The sequence below is a fragment of the Pandoraea sp. PE-S2T-3 genome (genome assembly GCF_002179965.1).
GTDB lineage: Bacteria > Pseudomonadota > Gammaproteobacteria > Burkholderiales > Burkholderiaceae > Pandoraea.
In genome coordinates, this window is sequence record NZ_NGUQ01000033.1 from 295,770 (window position 1) to 314,293 (window position 18,524).

Genomic DNA, 18,524 nt, shown 5'->3' on the forward strand with positions numbered 1-18,524 from the left:
GGCTGCCAAGCCCTTTTTTGAAAATTTTTACGCGGCGGGCTCAAGGCGTTCAATGCCGCCCATGTACGGACGCAGCGCGTCCGGCACCGTGATCGAACCATCGGCGTTCTGATAGTTCTCGATCACCGCCACCAACGCACGGCCCACGGCCAGACCCGACCCGTTCAGCGTGTGCACCAGTTCCGGCTTGCCCTGCGCATTGCGGAAGCGCGCCTGCATGCGACGCGCCTGGAAGCTTTCCATGTTCGAGCACGACGAGATTTCGCGGTACGTGCCCTGCGCCGGAATCCACACCTCCATGTCGTACGTCTTGGCTGCACCAAAACCCATATCGCCCGTGCACAACACGATCGTGCGGAACGGCAGCTCAAGCTTCTTCAGAATCGCTTCGGCGTGACCGACCAGCATCTCCAGCGTGTCGTACGACTCTTCCGGGCGCACCACGTGCACCAACTCGACCTTGTCGAACTGATGCTGGCGAATCATGCCGCGCGTGTCCTTGCCATAGCTGCCCGCCTCCGAGCGGAAGCACGGCGTATGCGCCACCATGCGCATCGGCAACGCGTCGTTCGTCAGCAACTCGTCACGCACCAGATTCGTGAGCGACACTTCCGCCGTCGGGATCAGGTAGAAGTTCTCGATACGCTCGCCATCGTCACCGCCCACCTTGCGCGGCACCTTGAACAAGTCGTCTTCGAACTTCGGCAGTTGGCCCGTGCCGCGCATCGACGCCGCATTCACGATGTACGGCACATACGTTTCCGTATAACCGTGCTCGCCCGTGTGCGTGTCCAGCATGAACTGCGCCAGTGCACGATGCAGACGGGCAATGCCGCCCTTCATCACCGAGAAGCGCGCGCCCGCCAGCTTGGCTGCCGCGTCGAAGTCGAGTCCCAGCTTGGCGCCCAGATCGACGTGATCGCGCGGCGTGAAGTCGAACTCGCGCGGCGTGCCCCAGCGGCGCACTTCCACGTTCTGCGTTTCGTCGTTGCCCACCGGCACGCTTTCGTGCGGCAGGTTCGGCACGCCGAGCAGCACGTCCGACATACGCGTTTGGATTTCTTCCAGACGCACCGACGATGCCTTGAGCGTGTCGGCAATACCGCCAACTTCGGCGATTTCGGCCGAGGCATCTTCGCCCTTGCCCTTCTTCATGCCGACCTGCTTCGAGAGCGCATTGCGGCGGGCTTGCAGTTCCTCGGTTTGCGTCTGGATCTGCTTGCGCTCTGCCTCGAGCGCAGCGAACGTCGCCACGTCCAGCGTGTAACCGCGCGCCTTGAGCCGCGCCGCAACGCCGTCGAGATCCTTGCGAAGAAGTTGAATGTCGAGCATGGTGGGAAGTCTGTCGTTAGCGACTCACTTCAGTGAGTCATAAAATTCGTTCTGGCCGCAAATGGCGCGCTCATCGCGCCAAAAACGGCATCAAGCGGGTGATTTTACCAAACTCACTCGTCGTCGCTGGTATCGGCCGGTTGCGATTTTTCGGAAACCGGCGCAGAAGACGGCGGTGCGGACGCGGAAGACGTGCCGCCAGACGCCTTGGTCTGCGGTGCCGCATCGGTGCCATTACCCGCTTTGCGCCCCTTGGCATTCGCACGACGCCAATCGGCATCGAGCGATTTGAGCCAGTTCAGTTTCTCGCCAATCTTGCCTTCGAGCCCGCGCGGCACCGGACGATACCACTGCTGCGCCCGCAGATCGTCGGGGAAGTACGTCTCGCCAGCGGCATAGCCATCCGGCTCGTCATGCGCGTAACGGTACTCGTGACCGTAACCCAGTTCCTTCATCAGCTTGGTCGGCGCATTACGCAAATGCACCGGCACCCCGCGCGACTTGTCTTTGCTGACGAACGCACGCGCTTGGTTGTAAGCGTTGTAGCCCGCGTTCGATTTGGGTGCGGCAGCCAGATAAAGCACTGCCTGCGCCAGCGCAAGTTCACCTTCGGGTGTGCCCAGACGCTCGTAGGTTTCGGCCGCATCCAGTGCGATGCGTGCCGCACGCGGATCGGCCAGTCCGATGTCTTCCCACGCCATGCGCACAATGCGTCGCGCCATGTAACGCGGATCGGCGCCGCCATCGAGCATGCGGCAGAACCAGTACAGCGCACCATCGGGCGAGCTGCCGCGCACCGACTTGTGCAGCGCGCTGATCTGGTCGTAGAACGCATCGCCACCCTTGTCGAAGCGGCGCAAGTTTTCTGCCAGCACGCTCGCGAGCAAGGCGTCGTCGATGGTGTCGAGGCCCTGCGACGTCGCTGCCTGCGCGACGATTTCCACGTTGTTGAACAGCTTGCGCCCATCGCCGTCGGCCGAATCGATCAGCCCCTGACGCGCCTCGTCGGTGAACGTGATGTCGCCGAGCTCATGCGCCGCGCGCGTGACCATTTCGCCCAGTTCGTCGTCGTTCAGACTCTTGAGCACGTACACGGCCGCACGCGAGAGCAATGCGCCATTCACTTCGAACGACGGGTTCTCGGTGGTAGCACCCACGAAGATGAAAAGCCCCGATTCCACGTGCGGCAGGAAAGCATCCTGCTGCGCCTTGTTGAAGCGATGCACCTCGTCGACGAACACCACCGTCTGGCGCCCCTGCCCACGCTGGATTTGCGCCGCTTCCACCGCGTCGCGTATATCCTTCACACCGGAAAGCACGGCCGAGAGCGAAATGAAATAGGCCTTGAACGCGTCGGCCATGAGGCGCGCGAGGGTGGTCTTCCCCACACCGGGCGGGCCCCACAGGATCATCGAATGCGGACGCCCCGCTTCAAATGCCACGCGCAAAGGTTTCCCCTTGCCGAGCAGATGGCGCTGGCCGATCACGTCGTCAATGGTATGGGGGCGCAAGCGCTCGGCAAGTGGCACCGAGGCAGAAAGAGGTGCGTCTGGCATGGTAAGAAGCAGTGCGGCCGGGGAATCCCCGGCCGCAGATCAGATTTCGGATACGCCCATTATGCCAGTCCACCGGCATCGGGGCCGTTCGCTCATCCCTTGATCACGTCGGCCCCCTTGGGCACGGTGAACTTGAAGTTGTCCAGCGACATCGGCGGATTCTTCTGCATATTCGCAAACGTCAGCAACGTCACGTTGCCGAATGCATCGTAGAGCTCCATCGCGGCCAAGTTGCCATCGCGAAAGCCGATGCCCACGCGCTGGAACTGCGTGTCCTGCGATTTCGGCTGGAGTTCGACCCAATCGATGCCGTTCTTCACGCCGGCGTCCTTGAGGGTGAAGTTCTTTTCGACATCGTTGCTGCCGAAGAGAATCGCCGCCGGACTCGCACCCAGCGACGCGCCCAGCTTGCGCTCGGTGACCTGATTCAGGTCTTTGTCATAGATATAGAGCGTCTCGCCGTCGGCTTGCAGCAGTTGATCGTACGGTTTGACGTAGCGCCAGATAAAGCGGCCCGGCCGGGAGAATTCGAAGGTGCCCGATGCCATATTCGACACCGCCACGTTGCCGTCCTTCCCCTGCTTGACCTGCTTTTGCTCGAATTCGCCACGCGCGGACTTCACCTGCGCCGCGAAGGCCTTGAGTTGCGCCGTGCCGCTGGCGTAAGCCGGTGCGACCAGCGCCGCCAGCGTTACGCCCACCACACCCGCCATGAGCGGCAAACTGCGCTTGAATCCCAGCATGTTCTTCATTCTCCTTCGCGATTGGGCACCAGAATTTCCCGGTTGCCGTTGCTCGCCATCGCCGACACGACGCCGGACTGTTCCATCTGTTCGAGCAGCCGCGCGGCCCGGTTGTAACCAATGCGCAGATGTCGCTGCACCAGTGAGATCGACGCACGGCGCTGCTTGAGCACCACCGCCACCGCCTGATCGTACAGAGGGTCGGACTCGCCGCCCCCCTCGCCGGTTCCGCCACCCGCGCCGTCGACGCCACCGTCCTCGCCTTCGATCGCCCCGTCGAGCAGGCCCTCGACGTAATTCGCCTCGCCCTGCTCCTTGAGCCGTTGCACCACGCGATGCACTTCATCGTCCGCCACGAACGCCCCGTGCACGCGCAACGGCAGACCGGTGCCCGGCGGCATGTAGAGCATGTCGCCCATGCCCAGCAGCGTCTCGGCGCCCTGCTGATCGAGAATGGTGCGCGAATCGATCTTCGACGATACCTGGAACGCCACTCGGGTCGGCACGTTGGCCTTGATCAGGCCCGTAATCACGTCGACCGACGGACGCTGCGTCGCCAAAATCAGGTGGATACCGGCCGCACGCGCCTTCTGGGCAATGCGGGCAATCAACTCTTCGACCTTCTTGCCGACCACCATCATCAGGTCGGCCAACTCGTCGATCACCACGACGATGTACGGCAGACGTTGCAACGGCTCGGGTTCTTCCGGCGTCAGAGAGAACGGGTTCGGGATGTGTTCTTCGCGCTTGGCGGCTTCGTCGATCTTGTTGTTGTAGCCCGCGAGGTTGCGCACGCCCAGCTTGCTCATCAGCTTGTAGCGGCGCTCCATTTCGGACACCACCCAGTTCAACGCGTGCCCCGCCTGACGCATATCGGTCACGACCGGGCACAACAGATGCTGAATGCCTTCGTACATGCTCATTTCGAGCATCTTCGGGTCGATCAGGATGAGTCGCACCTGCTCGGCCGTGGCCTTGTAGAGCAGCGACAGAATCATCGCGTTGATCCCGACCGACTTGCCCGAACCGGTCGTACCGGCCACCAGCAAGTGAGGCATCTTGCCCAGATCGGCCACGACGGGCTTGCCGCCGATGTCCTTGCCCAGCGCAAGCGTCAGCAGCGACGACGAATCGTTATAGACCTCGGAGCCCAGAATCTCGGTCAGACGAACGGTCTGACGGCGCGGATTCGGCAGCTCCAGCCCCATGAAATTCTTGCCGGGGATGGTCTCGACCACGCGAATCGACACGAGCGAGAGCGAACGTGCCAGATCCTTCGCCAGCGTCACGATCTGGCTGCCCTTCACGCCCGTGGCCGGCTCGATTTCATAGCGCGTAATGACCGGGCCCGGGTAGGCCGCCACTACGTTCACTTCGACGCCAAAATCCTTGAGCTTCTTCTCGATCAGGCGCGACGTGAACTCGAGCGTCTCGCCCGACACGGTCTCCTGCACAGCCGCCGGGGCGTCGAGCAGCGCCAGCGGCGGCAGGATGGAATCGGGCAGGTCGGCAAACAGCGGCGCCTGCTTTTCCTTCTCGACCCGCTCGCTCTTGGGCACCACCTTGACGGGCGGCACGATCTGCACCGGCTCATGCACGTCGGCGCGCACGCGGTTCTGCACCACGGCACCTTCACGGGCGATGGCCGCTTCTTCACCCAGACGACGGTCCTGCCGCGCCTCACGGCGGCGGCGAATCACGGTGCCGGTATCGAGAATCAGCGCACCGAGCTTTTCAGCCGCCGACAGCCACGAGAAATGGAACAGCAGCGACAGACCAAACGCCAGAATCAGCAACAGTGCGAGCGTGCCGCCGGTAAAGCCGAGCGCGTGCTGGAAGAATCCACCCACGGTCTCGCCGATCACACCGCCCGAGGCACGCGGCAGTTGCGCTTTCATGCGGTACAGACGGAGCGATTCGACACCGGCGCTGGCGAGCAGCACCATCAGGAAGGAGACGATCTCGACCCAGCCGCCGCTCGCGAGCCGTTCGCGCAGCGGGGGCGCTTCGCGCTTGGTAGAGATACGTCGATAGCCGGAGATGACACGGCGGGCGATGAATACGACCAGCCAGTAGGCGGACAGGCCGAGCATGAGCAGCAGCATATCTGCCACCCATGCGCCGACGCGCCCCGCCCAGTTGGCGATGCGCTCCACGTGCGCCGCATGTGTCCAGCTGGGGTCCAGACGGCTGTACGAGAACAACGCCATCAACAGGAACACCATCAGCGCGACTTGCGCCATCCAGCGGATTTCATGGAAAAGATGCGTCACCCGGTTGGGTAACGACGATCCGGCACCAGCAGAGTAGGAAGATTTCGTCGTCATCAAGCCAGTTGGTTGGGCGGGCAGACGGGCGGCCTGCCGCGCGGCAAGCCTCCATTCTAAACAACTATTACAACGCTTAATGCACGAAAAGGTGACAAGGGGTAACGCCGAACGCCCGCTGAACGCCCGCCGGAAGGCCACCGATCGTCGGCCAAACATTGACCAGCCTCCCGCCGGACGCCCTGCCCGGGGCTATCGGACCGATTGCGAGGCTCCATCAACGAAACGACGCCGGCCCTTTATAATGACGGATTGCGCCGATTCCCTGCGTCCGCCGATCCGCCTCAGCCACCCGCTGGCTGGCGCGCTGCGGCCCCGGGGCGCACGGAATACGTCGCCAGCCCCCAACGCCCATTTACGGTGAGTTCGTCCATGTCCGCTGCCAAGCACGCTAAAGTCCTGATTCTCGGTTCCGGCCCCGCCGGCTACAGCGCCGCCGTCTACGCCGCACGCGCCAACCTCAAGCCTGTGCTGATCACCGGTATCGCCCAAGGCGGTCAATTGATGACCACCACCGACGTCGAGAACTGGCCCGGCGACCCGACCGGCGTGCAAGGCCCCGAACTGATGGCCCGCATGCAGGCTCACGCCGAGCACTTCAACACCGAAATCATCTTCGACCACATTCACACGGTGCATCTGACCGAGCGCCCGCTGCGCCTCATCGGCGACTCGGGTGAATACACGGCCGACGCCCTGATCATCGCGACCGGCGCCTCGGCGCAGTACCTCGGCCTGCCGTCGGAAGAAGCGTTCTCGGGCCGTGGCGTGTCGGCTTGCGCCACCTGCGACGGTTTCTTCTACCGCGGCAAGGAAGTCTGCGTGGTCGGCGGCGGCAACACCGCCGTGGAAGAAGCGCTCTACCTGTCGAACATCGCCAGCAAGGTCACCGTGATCCACCGCCGCGACAAGTTCCGCGCCGAGCCGATCCTGATCGACCGTCTGCTCGAGAAGGCCAAGCAAGGCGTGGTCGAACTCAAGTACGACAGCGTGCTCGACGAAGTGACCGGCGACGACTCGGGCGTGACCGGCGTGCGTATCAAGAACACCAAGACCGGTGCTTCGGAAGACATCGCGCTGCACGGCGTGTTCATCGCCATCGGCCACAAGCCGAACACCGATATCTTCGAAGGTCAGGTCGAGATGAAGAACGGCTACATCGTCACGCACAGCGGCCTGAACGGCAACGCCACGGCCACCAACGTGCCGGGCGTGTTTGCCGCCGGCGACGTGCAGGATCACGTGTACCGTCAGGCAATCACCAGCGCCGGTACGGGCTGCATGGCCGCACTCGACGCACAGCGTTTCCTCGAAAATCTCGATCAGTAAGCCGACTTGGCGACTTATTTAGCGACTTATTTAGCGAGTTGCTTCGCCACTTAGTCAGCGCTGACCGACGGTACCGCCCGGGCACCCCGGGTGGTACCCGACTCCGACATCTCATGAGCAAGAAGCCCCCCAAGCTCAGCCTCAACGACCTCGCCGGCCTGCGCGACACTCTCGCGAAGGAAACCGCCGCCCGCGAAGCCGAGCGTATCGAGGCCGCCAAACGCGCCGCACAAGCCGAGCGCGACGCCAACGTGTTTCGCGACAGCATCGGCGACATTGCTCCAATTGCCCGCAAGCGTTCGGTCGATCGCGTAGAACACCCGCGTCAGCCGCCGGCTCCCGTTGCCCGCCAGACGCAGGAAGACGAAGCCGCCGTACTCTACGAATCGCTGTCGGACGAATTCGATCCCGAAGCGCTGCTCGATACGGACGACCGCCTGTCGTACCGTCGCCCGGGCATCAGTCAGGACACCCTGCTCAAGCTCCAGCGCGGCGACTGGGTGGTGCAGGCGCAGGTCGATTTGCACGGCTTACGCCGCGACGAAGCCCGCGAAGCCCTCTCCGCCTTCCTGCACGATGCCGTCAAACGCGGCCTGCGCTGCGTGCGCGTGATTCACGGCAAAGGGCTGGGCTCGGTGGGACGCGAACCGGTGCTCAAGGAAAAAGTGCGCAGCTGGCTCGCGCAGAAGAACGAAGTGCTGGCATGGGCGCAGGCACAAGGACGCGACGGCGGCAGCGGCGCACTGGTAGTATTGCTACAGCCTTCGCCGGGCCGATCGCCGCGCGCGGGCTACTGACCCCGGCGGGGCACGCCCCCGCCGCACCGTCTCAACGTCAGTTTCGACGCTTGTTACGACGCTTGTCACGACACCAATCACGACGTTTCACCCGAAGGATTCGCCGATGATTCATGAGATGAGCAGTCAGCTCCATACGATTCTGGCCATCACCGAGGCCATCGCCGTATTGTCGTGCGCCATCTCAGGTTTCGCCGAAGCCCGCAAACAGCATCTCGACCCGGTCGGCGCGTTCGTGCTGGCCTTCGCCACTGCCTTCGGCGGCGGTACCCTGCGCGACGTCCTGCTCGACCACCGCCCCTTCTACTGGGTGCAGCATCAGTGGTACACCATCATCATTCTCATTCTCTCGCTCTCGACGTCGGGCGTGCTGCGGCTCGTCTCGCGCGTGGCCACCGAGCGTGTGCTGCTCATCACTGACGCGATCGGGCTTGGGACGTTCAGCGCATCGGGCACGTCGCTGGCGCTTCAGACCGGCATGTCGCCATTCATGTCGGTGATGATGGGTGTGATCACCGGGGTGGGCGGCGGCGTGATGCGCGACATTCTTTGTAACGAGGTACCGCTTGTGCTGCGCGATACGCGCCCATATGCGGTATGCGCGTTTATCGGCGGATGGATCTACATCGCGCTGACTTACGCCGATCTCGATCCCGTCTACACGCTTTCGATCAGCGCCTTGTCGGTGATCTTGGTCCGGTTGATCACGGTCGCCTTCGACGTGCGGCTGAAGGCCGAGTAGCCGGGCGCGCCACAGGACCGCACTGGAAAACCACACCAGAAACGCCAAAGGGCGACGCTGCACTCGCAGCCTCGCCCTTCGTCATGTCTTGCTGATGCCTTAGCAGTAGCTTGCTGATGCCGTCCGCTCGACGGTATCGCCACAGACCTTATACGGCCTGCTCACCCTCTTCACCGGTACGGATGCGGATCACGCGCTCCACGTCGGTCACGAAGATCTTGCCGTCGCCGATCTTGCCGGTGCGCGCCGCGCCCAGCACGGCGTCGATGACCTGCTCGGCCTGTGCGGCGCCCACGACCACTTCGATCTTGATCTTCGGCAGGAAGTCGACCACGTATTCCGCGCCACGATACAGCTCGGTGTGCCCCTTCTGGCGGCCAAAGCCCTTCACTTCCGTCACGGTCAGGCCGGTCACGCCGACTTCGGCCAGGGCTTCACGCACTTCGTCGAGCTTGAAGGGTTTGATAATGGCAGTAACGCGTTTCATTGTCGCCTCGATATCTTGGTTTGAATGTTCTGGAAATTCGCTGGCCTATTGTACCGGTCCGGCGGCAACACGCTGATGACAGCGCGAAACCGCCACGCCCGCGCCGTCGTCCCCGTCAGGCATGTGGATCGTCGGGCACGGTGTCCAGATCGGCCAGCCACACCACCGATTCGGAATCGCTCGGCGCACGCCAGTCGCCGCGCGGCGACAGCGACCCGCCTGTGCCGACCTTCGGCGCATTCGGCACGCACGAGCGCTTGAACTGGCTGGTGCGGAAAAACCGGTCGAGGAAGATTCGGAGATTGCGCTTGATGGCGACCATATCGTACGCATTGTGGGCGCGCTGTCCCTCGTCCGGCCAACGCCCGGTCGACGCGTCGTGCCACGCGCTCCACGACAGGAATGCCACCTTGCGCGGCGCGTAGCCGAAACGCAGCGTGTAGTACAGGTTGAAGTCCTGCAACTCGTACGGCCCGATGAAGTGCTCGGTGCGCTGCTCCGGCGCGCCGTTGGCCTTGCCGGGCACCAGCTCGGGGCTGATTTCGGTCTCGAGAATGTCGATGAGGACGTTGCGGCGGCCCGCCGCTTCCTTGCCTTCCTTCCCCCCCTTCGCCGGTGCCGTCTGTCCAGCCGCCTGACTCAGTTGCCCCGTCTCGGCGACCCAGCGCACCAGATGAATGATGAGCGTCTTCGGCACGCTGGCGTTCACGTTGTAGTGCGACATGTGATCGCCCACCCCGTAGGTACACCAGCCCAGCGCAAGCTCGCTCAGATCGCCCGTGCCGATAACAATGGCACCGAGGTGGTTGGCCAGACGGAACAGATGGTTGGTCCGCTCGCCTGCCTGCACGTTCTCGAACGTGACGTCGTAGACTTCCTGCCCGTTCGCAAACGGATGGTCGAGGTCCTTCAACATCTGCATGCAACTCGGGCGGATGTCGATCTCGCGCGCCGTGCAGCCCACGGCTTCCATCAACTCGCGCGCCTGACGCAGCGTGCGCTCGCTCGTCGCGAACCCCGGCATCGTGTAGGCGAGGATGTTCGTGCGCGGCAGCCCAAGCCGGTCCATGACCTTTGCGCACACGAGCAACGCGTGCGTGGAGTCGAGGCCGCCCGACACGCCGATGACCACCTTCTGGATCTTCGACGACGCAAGACGCTGCATCAGCGCCTGCACCTGAATGTTGTAGACCTCGTGGCAGCGCTCGTCGCGCAAACGCGGGTCAGCCGGCACATACGGAAAACGGCCGATGGCACGTGCGAGCGGCAGCTCAGCATCTCGCGGCATCGTGACGTCGACCTTGATGGTCCGGAATCGCGCCACTTCGTCGGCATGACGCCGCACCGACACGCCGAACGTGGTCTGGTGCATGCGCTCGCGGGCGAGGCGCTCCAGATCGACGTCCGCGTAAATCAGGTGCGACTCGCTGGCGAAGCGGGCCGACTCGGCGAGCATGTCGCCGTTCTCGTAGATGAGTGCCTGTCCGTCCCACGCGAGATCGGTCGTCGATTCACCCTGCCCGGCCGACGTGTACAGATACGCCGCCAGACAGCGCGCCGACTGCTGACCGACAAGTTGATGACGGTACGCCGACTTGCCGACCACGACGTTCGACGCCGACAGGTTGACGAGTACCGTCGCGCCCGCGAGCGCGGCAAACGACGACGGCGGCACCGGCACCCAGACGTCTTCGCAGATTTCGCAGTGAAAGCGCAGCAGCGGCTGGTCGGCGGCTTCGAAAATCAGGGCACCGAAGGGGACGTCGTGACCGAGCAAGGTGACCGAATCCACCCCCGCGTCGTCGGCGGCGTTGAACTGACGGGCTTCGTAAAACTCGCTGTAGTTCGGCAGATAGGTCTTGGGGACCACGCCGTGAATACGTCCACGCGCGACGACGACTGCGCAGTTGAACAAGCGCTGTTGCACACGCACCGGCATGCCGACGATGAGCGCGGCACCCAGTTCGCGGCTCGCAGCAACGATCTCGGCAAGCGCGGCATCGCACGCGTCGAGCAGTGCGCGTTGTTGGAACAGGTCTTCGCAGCTATACGCGGGAATCCCCAACTCGGGGAACGCCACCAGCACGGCGCCTTGGGCATCGGCTTCGCGGGCGAGCGCAATGGTCTGCTGGGCGTTGAACGCCGGGTCGGCGACGCGGCATTGCGGCACGCCAACGGCGACGCGCGCGAAATCGTGGTTATAGAGATTGAGAAATCGGTTGGTCATGTCGGCGGCTACCCATGCATCGCTCGTGGGCCGGTGCAGCGGCAGGCTGGCAGGCCCGGCGCGACCGGCGGGCGGTCAGATCGCCAGTATATTACGTGCGCTTGAAAGGCGTATGCGCTTCCAACTCGCCAATATGCTCGTCCATGGCAGAGGTCTCGGCATCGAGAAACTCGGCAATCGCGTCGGCAAACCGCGCGTCGCCGATCCAGTGGGCCGACCACGTCGGCGTGGGCAACAACCCGCGCGACATTTTATGCACGCCCTGTGCCCCGCCCTCGAAACTGCGCAACCCGTGCACGATGCAGTACTCGATGCCCTGCGCGTAGCACGTCTCGAAGTGCATGCCGGAGACGAAATCCGTCGTGCCCCAGTAGCGCCCGAACATCGTGTCGTGCGTCACCACGTTGAGCGCACACGCCAGCGGTGCGTCATCACGCATCGCCATCACGAGCAGCAGCGTGTCGGGCATCGTGGCATGCACCTGCGCGAAGAATTCACGCGACAGATACGGCGCGTTCCAATGCTCGCGATAGGTGTTTTCGTAGCATTGGTAGAAGAAATCGAGCGCCGCGTCGTCGATGTCGGCACCGCGCAGCCAGCGATAGGTCACCCCCGCCTCGCGCACCCGCCGCCGGTCCTGCCGCAGCTTCTTGCGCTTCTCCTGATTCATCTGCGCAAGGAAGTCGTCGAACGTGGCGAAGTCCTGATTCTCCCAATGGAACTGCACGCCCTCGCGCAGCATGTAGCCCGCCTCGGTAAGCGCAGCCAGATCGTCCTCGTGCGTGAAGAGCACGTGAATGGACGACACGTCCAACTGCTTGGCAAACGCAATCGCCCCACGGGCGAGCGCCACCCGGTCGGCATGCGTGCGCGCCAACAAGCGCGGCCCCGTCACCGGCGAGAACGGCACGGCCGAGAGCAGCTTGGGGTAGTAGCGCAGCCCGTGACGCGCAAAAGCGTCGGCCCACGCGTGGTCGAACACGTATTCGCCGCGCGAGTGCGACTTGACGTACAGCGGCATGGCCCCGGCAAGCGTGTCGCCCGCGTGCATGAGCAGATAGGCCGGCTGCCAGCCGGTGCCCTTGCTGGCACAGCCGCTGGTATGCATGGCGTGCAAAAACGCGTGCTGCACGAAGGGATTGCTGCCGGCGAGCGCGTTCCACTGGTCGGCCGGCACGTCTTCAATCGATTGGACTACCCGAATCACTACGTCGCTGCTCACCCGTCACCTCGTTCGCGAAGCCGCCGGCGAGAAGTCGCTGCCGGACTGCCCGTCATTGTCGCCGAACTCGGCGAAGCTTTCAGGCACCACCGTCGCGCTGCGTTCACGCGACGCCCCGGCGGGCTTTCGGCGGGCAACAAAAAACCCGGCAATCGTGCCGGGTTTCGATGACATCGGGCCATGGCCGCCACGGCAACCGTGACCACGATGTCGCAAGCCGAAAATCGCTTACGAAAACCGCTTACTTCTTGGCGTTGGCCACGCCGTCGACGATTTCCTTGTGGGCGGCATCGATGCCTTCCCAGCCTTCGATCTTCACCCACTTGCCCTTCTCGAGCGCCTTGTAGTTCTCGAAGAAGTGCTTGATCTGGTCCTTCAGGTAGCCCGGCACGTCGTCGATCGACTTCAGGTGCGCGGTCATCGGGCAGATCTTGTCGACCGGCACGACCACCAGCTTGGCATCCACGCCCGACTCGTCGGTCATGTTCAGCATGCCCAGTGCACGGCAGCGCACGATCGAGCCAGCCAGCAGCGGGAACGGGGTGATGACCAGTGCGTCGACGGGGTCGCCGTCGCCAGCCAGCGTCTGCGGAATGAAACCGTAGTTGGCCGGGTAGCGCATGCCCGTGCCGATGAAGCGGTCGACGACCAGCAGGCCCAGGTCCTTGTCAGCTTCGTACTTCACCGGGTCGCTTTGCGCCGGGATCTCGATGATGACGTTGAAATCGGTGGGGATATCCTTGCCGGCCGGCACGTGGTTGAAGCTCATGATGACGTTCCTGTGTATGAAAGATGGCATACCGCCGCGCGACGCACTTGCCCCGCTCACCTGCCGGATGCCGCGCCGCCCGAGGGTATTCGGGCGCGAAACATTATAGCGGGTTTGCCCCAAGCGCCGGCAGCCGCGCCACGCACTGGGGCGCGAGTGCACCCACTTGCGCGCAACCCAGCAGTTGCATCGTCGTGCGCAACTCGCCCAGCAACATCGCGAGCACGTCGGCCGCGCCCGCACCGCCACGGGCTGCCACGCCATACAACGGGGCACGCCCCAGCAGCACGCCCTTCGCCCCCAAGGCCACCGCCTTGGCAACATCGGCACCGCGCCGCACGCCGCCATCCACGAACACGTCGAGATGCCGTCCCCGCCCGTTCACCGCCTCGACGATCGGGGTGAGCGCCTCGATCGGGGCCAGCGTGTTGCCTAATTGCCGGCCGCCGTGGTTCGACACTACGATGCCGTCCGCGCCGTAGGCCTGCGCGAGTTTGGCGTCTTCCGCCGTCAGAATGCCCTTGACGAGCACTTCGCCCGGCCAGTGACGCCGCACCCATGTCAGATCGTCCCAACCGAGCGACAGGTCCATCTGTCGGCTCAACATGGCGGCATGACGGGCCAGATCGGCGCGCTCACCCACGCTCTGGGCGATGTTGCGCAGTTGCGGCGCGCCGTTGGCCAGCATCTGCCAACTCCAATGGGGATGGCGCAGGCAATCGGCCACCAGCTTCGGCGTGAAACGCAGCGGCAGCTTGAAGCCATTACGCGTGTCGTGATCGCGCTTGCCGTGCACGGGGGTGTCGACGGTCAGCAACAACGTGCGATACCCCGCCTCGCGAGCGCGCCGCATCATGCTCTCGGCGATGCTGCGGTCTTGCTGTACATAGAGTTGCAGCCACAGTTCACCATCGGGCACTGCCGCGCGCACGTCTTCGAGCAATGACGTGGAGGCCGTCGACAGCACGAACGGCAAGCCGGCATCGGCCGCTGCACGCGCGAGCAATTCGTCAGCGCGCGGCCAGAACAGCCCGTTCAGGCCGGTCGGCCCCACGGCCATCGGGGCGGCTGCCTCGCGGCCCCAGAAGGTGGTGGCACTCGAGACTTGCGACGTATCGGTGAGCACACGCGGGCAAAAGCCCCATTGGGCGAACGCGTCACGATTTCGGCGCAGCGCATGACCGTCTTCCGCCCCGCCCTCCAGATAGTCGAACGCGATCTTCGCCAACCGCCGCTGCGCAGCACTCCGGTAATCGTCCACGCAGGAAAACGCGGCCATGCCTCCCCCTATTCTCATGACTTGCTCATAAACAATTGCATTACAATCACAATCATTACAATACGCACACTCACGAACCGCTCATGCCGCGCCTGCCCGCCCCGTCGAACGACAAGACCGCAAAGACCGATGCCAAAACCGGACGGGACGCCACGCGCTCGACGCTGTTCGTCGGCTCGACCGAAAAAACGTTTCAGGTACTGCACGCCTTCGACGGCCCGGCGCGTTACATGACGCTCAGCGACATCGCCAAGGCGGCCGATCTGGACCGCAGCGCCACCCAGCGGCTCGTGCATACGCTCGAAGCCTTGGGTTATCTCTTTCGCGTGCCCGAGACCCGCACTTATGGCCTGACGACCAAGGTGTTGCAGTTCTCGTACAACTACATTCGTGCGAACGAGCTGGTCGACAAGGCATCGCCGTATCTGCTCGACATCAGCCGCCGCGTCGGCGAGACGACCAACCTTCAGGAACTCGACGGCCACGAAATCGTGTTCGTCGCCCGCTTCCCCGGTCAGCATCTGGTGAACATCGATATCGTGGTGGGCGCGCGCCTGCCGGCCATGTTCACCGCGTCGGGTATCGCCATCCTGTCGCGCCTGCCCGAGGTGCGTGTACGAGAAATACTCGCCAGCACGTCGCTCGAACCGATGACGCCGTACACGCTCACCGACGAGAAGAAGCTGATCGACCGGATTCAACTGACGGCCCGGCGCGGCTACGCCATCGTCGAGAACGAGACGGTCATGGGCGACATTTCGGTCGCCGCCCCCATCACCGATCACGACGGCCACGCCGTGGCGGCCATCAACATCTCTGTGCCGACGTCGCGCTGGTCGCGCGAACGTGTCGAAACCGAACTCGCCCCGCACATTCAAGTGGCCGCGACCTCGATCTCGAAGTCGCGGCTCTCGACCTTCCGGCGGTAACCCTTTCGCGATGACCGCCTGGCGATTAACGTCCTTCGAAAATCGCCAGTTGCTTCTTCAGTTCCGTGCGCAGGTCGGCTGACAGCGCCGGTGCGGCTTGCACCAGCGGTGCGAGCATCGCGGGCGCATCGACGCCGATCAGATCCATCACCGACTTCATCGGACCCGGATTGGTCTCGGCAAACGCCAGATTCATCAGCGGAATCAGCGAGCGGTGCAGCGCAATCGCCTCGGCCGTCTTGCCTTCGGAGGCCAGCGTGAAGATGCGCTGCCACGCGGTGGGCAACAGCGACGCCGTCACGACGATGCCACCGCGCGCGCCTGCTGCGACATGCAGCGGGAACAGCGAGTCTTCGCCGCTCAACACCGCAAACGATTCATCGACACCGGCCACCGTGCGCAGGAAATGCCACATGTCGGTGTTGCACGCCTTCATGCCGATGATGTTTTCATGGCGCGAGAGCTCATGCAGCACTTCCGGGGCAATGGCGATGCGCGTGCGATACGGAATTTCGTAAATCAGGATGGGCACCGGCGACTCGTCGGCGTAACGCAGGAAGTAGTCGCGAATGCCGGCTTGCGTCGGGTTGGTGTAGTACGGCGTGAGCACCAGCAGGCCGTCGACACCGGCGGCGGCAAAGTCGCGGCCGGCGGCAATCGCGTCGTGATAGCCGGGATCGAGCACGCCGGCAATCACGGGCACATCGCGGCCTTCGACTTCCTGTGCCGTGAGTTCGGCCATGCGCACGCGCTCGGCGCGCGAGAGGGCCCCGTATTCACCGGTGCCGCCCAGCGGCACCACGCCGTCGATGCCCTGCCCCAGCAGGTAGCGCAGCAGGGCGCGCGCCGCATCGGTGTGAATCGTGTCGTCGGCATGCACCGGCGTGGGAATGGCCGGCAGAATGCCTTTGAGTTGTGCAGAGCGAAGCATGAGTTTTACGTCCATCAAGCGTGAATCGGATCAATCGGTTGACTGCACCGCCAAGGCATCACGGGGCGACCCGCGACGCCTCGGCGATGGATCAGGCAGCCTCAGCGGGGGCGGTCGTCAGGCTGCGACGGCGCAGCCGCTCGGCCACCCAGATCAGTGCGGCAATGAAGAGGAACAGGCAGGTCGAGACGGCGGCGATCACCGGCGAAATCTGCATCGTGATCTCGTCCCAGAACTGCTTGGGCAAGGTGGTCGACAGACCGCCCGAGCTGAACAGCGCAATCGTGAGTTCGTCGAACGACGTAGCGAACGCGAACAGGAACGACGACAGCAGGCCGGCCCCCAGAATCGGGAAGGTCACGCGGCGCAGCGTCGCCCACGGGCGGGCCCCCAGGCTGTAAGCCGCCAGATCGAGACGCGTGTCGTAGTTGCGCAGCACCGCCATCATCGTGATGACGACATACGGCACGGCCACCACGGTGTGGGCAATCGTCAGCCCGATGCTCGATCCGACCAGACCGATCTTGGCGAAGAAATAGAACACGCCCACGGCCAGAATCATGCGCGGCACGACAATCGGTGCCAGAACGAACGCCAGCATGCCCGCCTTGCCTCGCATGCCGCCGCGCACCAGCAGGAACGCCGCCGGCGTGCCGATCAGCATCGACAGCACCCCAGCGCCGATACCGACGAGCATCGAGCGCGTGATCGCCTGCATCCACAGCGGCGAATCCCAGATCATCTGGTACCACTGCAACGAGAAGCCCTTGGGCGGCCACGTCAGTCCCGATGCCGAATCGAACGAGATCGGAATCATCAGCATCGCAGGCGCCGCGAGGAACACGATCAGCAGGAACACCACCACACGCAGGCCAAGCCCATCGCCTTGCGCACTGCGGCTGCGCGGCAACGCACGCAACAGCAGATCAGTAACGTTGCCCAGCGCCGCCAGCACGTGCTCACCCAGCACGCGAGTCCAGCCGCCACGGCGCTTGCCGGGCTTGCTGTCGCCCGCGCCACCGGCCATCGTCGAGAGTCCGACCATACGGTCGTAGATGAAGAACACCACCAGCACCACGGCGAGCAGCAGCACGGAAATCGCGCCCGCAAAGCCCCAGTTCAGCGCCTGCATCACCTGATCGATGATGAGCTGCGTGATCATCGTTTCATGACGTCCGCCCAGCAGCGTCGGCGTAATGAAGAAGCCGATCGAGGTGACGAACACCATCAGCGCACCGGCAGCCACACCCGGCAGTGACAACGGGAAATACACCCGCCAGAACACCGTGCCCGGACGTGCACCCAGCGTCGATGCGGCGCTCGGCAGGCGACGGTCGATGTTCTCCATCACCGAGAGCATGGTGAGCACAGCCAGCGGCATGAGCGCATGCACCATACCGACGATCACCGAGGGGAAGTTGTAGAGCAGCGACAGCGGGGCGTCGATGATGCCCAGATCCATCAGCGTGCGATTGACCACACCGTTACGGCCGAGCAACACCACCCATGCGAAGGTGCGCACGAGAAAGCTCGTCCAGAACGAGAGCAGCACCCAGAACAGCAGACGCTGCTTGCGCGCGCCGGTCAGCGTCGAGAGCCGGTAGGCGATCGGGTAACCGGTGAGCACCGCGAAGAAGGTGGTGTAGAGCGACACCTTCAGCGTGATGAGCAACACCTCGACGTACACCGACGAGGCGAACAAGCGTTGATATTCGGCGAGCGTGAAACCGGCTTCGCCACGAATGCTCAACAGCAGCAACTGGCCGACCGGATACACCAGCATCACCATCAGCAGGATGACGATGGGCGCAGCCATGAGCACCGGGCGCAACCGGCCGCGCCAGCGCGGACGGC

General features: G+C 63.9%; 15 protein-coding genes. 4 read left to right on the forward strand and 11 right to left on the reverse strand.

All coding sequences use genetic code 11. The features are described from left to right. Nucleotides 1-27: 27 nt before the first annotated feature. From serS to CDV46_RS20170, 4 genes are all read right to left on the reverse strand, one after another. Nucleotides 28-1,332 (reverse strand): serine--tRNA ligase, encoded by a 1,305-nt coding sequence (gene serS / locus CDV46_RS20155; protein ID WP_087688612.1) that lies wholly within the window; start codon nt 1,330-1,332, stop codon nt 28-30. 113 nt (nt 1,333-1,445) lie between these two features. Beyond that, entirely contained in the window at nt 1,446-2,888 is a 1,443-nt protein-coding gene (locus CDV46_RS20160; protein ID WP_087688613.1) for a replication-associated recombination protein A, read from the reverse strand. 92 nt (nt 2,889-2,980) lie between these two features. After that, nucleotides 2,981-3,631 (reverse strand): outer membrane lipoprotein chaperone LolA, encoded by a 651-nt coding sequence (gene lolA, locus CDV46_RS20165; protein WP_087724651.1) that lies wholly within the window; start codon nt 3,629-3,631, stop codon nt 2,981-2,983. A 5-nt stretch (nt 3,632-3,636) separates the two neighbouring features. Further along, nucleotides 3,637-5,958 (reverse strand): DNA translocase FtsK, encoded by a 2,322-nt coding sequence (locus tag CDV46_RS20170; RefSeq protein WP_087688614.1) that lies wholly within the window; start codon nt 5,956-5,958, stop codon nt 3,637-3,639. A gap of 372 nt (nt 5,959-6,330) precedes the next feature. Here CDV46_RS20170 and trxB point away from each other — a divergent pair, with 372 nt between their 5' ends. The 3 genes from trxB (at nt 6,331) to CDV46_RS20185 (ending at nt 8,826) form a co-directional block, all read left to right on the forward strand. Next, nucleotides 6,331-7,287: a thioredoxin-disulfide reductase gene (trxB, locus tag CDV46_RS20175; protein ID WP_058375412.1), complete on the forward strand. Its 957-nt coding sequence runs from the start codon at nt 6,331-6,333 to the stop codon at nt 7,285-7,287. 113 nt (nt 7,288-7,400) lie between these two features. Continuing rightward, nucleotides 7,401-8,084 (forward strand): Smr/MutS family protein, encoded by a 684-nt coding sequence (locus CDV46_RS20180; RefSeq protein ID WP_087688615.1) that lies wholly within the window; start codon nt 7,401-7,403, stop codon nt 8,082-8,084. Between the two features lie 118 nt (nt 8,085-8,202). Beyond that, nucleotides 8,203-8,826, forward strand: coding sequence for a trimeric intracellular cation channel family protein (locus tag CDV46_RS20185; RefSeq protein ID WP_058379791.1), 624 nt, complete (start codon nt 8,203-8,205; stop codon nt 8,824-8,826). 148 nt (nt 8,827-8,974) lie between these two features. Here CDV46_RS20185 and CDV46_RS20190 read toward each other — a convergent pair whose 3' ends face one another. The 5 genes from CDV46_RS20190 to CDV46_RS20210 form a co-directional block, all read right to left on the reverse strand. Further along, the gene (locus CDV46_RS20190) at nt 8,975-9,313 is read right to left on the reverse strand and encodes a P-II family nitrogen regulator (RefSeq protein WP_058375414.1); all 339 of its coding nucleotides are present in this window, start codon (nt 9,311-9,313) and stop codon (nt 8,975-8,977) included. A gap of 115 nt (nt 9,314-9,428) precedes the next feature. Then, nucleotides 9,429-11,540 carry an NAD(+) synthase gene (locus CDV46_RS20195; protein ID WP_087724554.1) on the reverse strand — a complete coding sequence of 704 codons (2,112 nt, stop codon included), beginning with the start codon at nt 11,538-11,540 and terminating at the stop codon, nt 9,429-9,431. Nucleotides 11,541-11,631: 91 nt separating this feature from the next. After that, nucleotides 11,632-12,762, reverse strand: coding sequence for a GNAT family N-acetyltransferase (locus CDV46_RS20200; protein WP_087724556.1), 1,131 nt, complete (start codon nt 12,760-12,762; stop codon nt 11,632-11,634). A 241-nt stretch (nt 12,763-13,003) separates the two neighbouring features. Beyond that, nucleotides 13,004-13,531, reverse strand: coding sequence for an inorganic diphosphatase (gene ppa, locus CDV46_RS20205; protein WP_058375417.1), 528 nt, complete (start codon nt 13,529-13,531; stop codon nt 13,004-13,006). A gap of 103 nt (nt 13,532-13,634) precedes the next feature. After that, on the reverse strand, nt 13,635-14,810 hold the full coding sequence (locus CDV46_RS20210; RefSeq protein WP_087688618.1) for an alpha-hydroxy acid oxidase: 1,176 nt from the start codon (nt 14,808-14,810) through the stop codon (nt 13,635-13,637). A gap of 83 nt (nt 14,811-14,893) precedes the next feature. Between CDV46_RS20210 and CDV46_RS20215 the strand changes: the two genes are divergently transcribed. Next, a complete protein-coding gene (locus CDV46_RS20215) occupies nt 14,894-15,739 on the forward strand; it encodes an IclR family transcriptional regulator (RefSeq protein WP_087724558.1) in 846 nt (281 codons plus the stop codon). Between the two features lie 25 nt (nt 15,740-15,764). Here CDV46_RS20215 and CDV46_RS20220 read toward each other — a convergent pair whose 3' ends face one another. Together CDV46_RS20220 and CDV46_RS20225 are read right to left on the reverse strand one after the other, a co-directional pair. Beyond that, nucleotides 15,765-16,670 (reverse strand): dihydrodipicolinate synthase family protein, encoded by a 906-nt coding sequence (locus CDV46_RS20220; RefSeq protein ID WP_058379792.1) that lies wholly within the window; start codon nt 16,668-16,670, stop codon nt 15,765-15,767. 91 nt (nt 16,671-16,761) lie between these two features. Beyond that, nucleotides 16,762-18,486: an ABC transporter permease subunit gene (locus CDV46_RS20225; RefSeq protein ID WP_087724653.1), complete on the reverse strand. Its 1,725-nt coding sequence runs from the start codon at nt 18,484-18,486 to the stop codon at nt 16,762-16,764. Nucleotides 18,487-18,524: the final 38 nt, after the last annotated feature.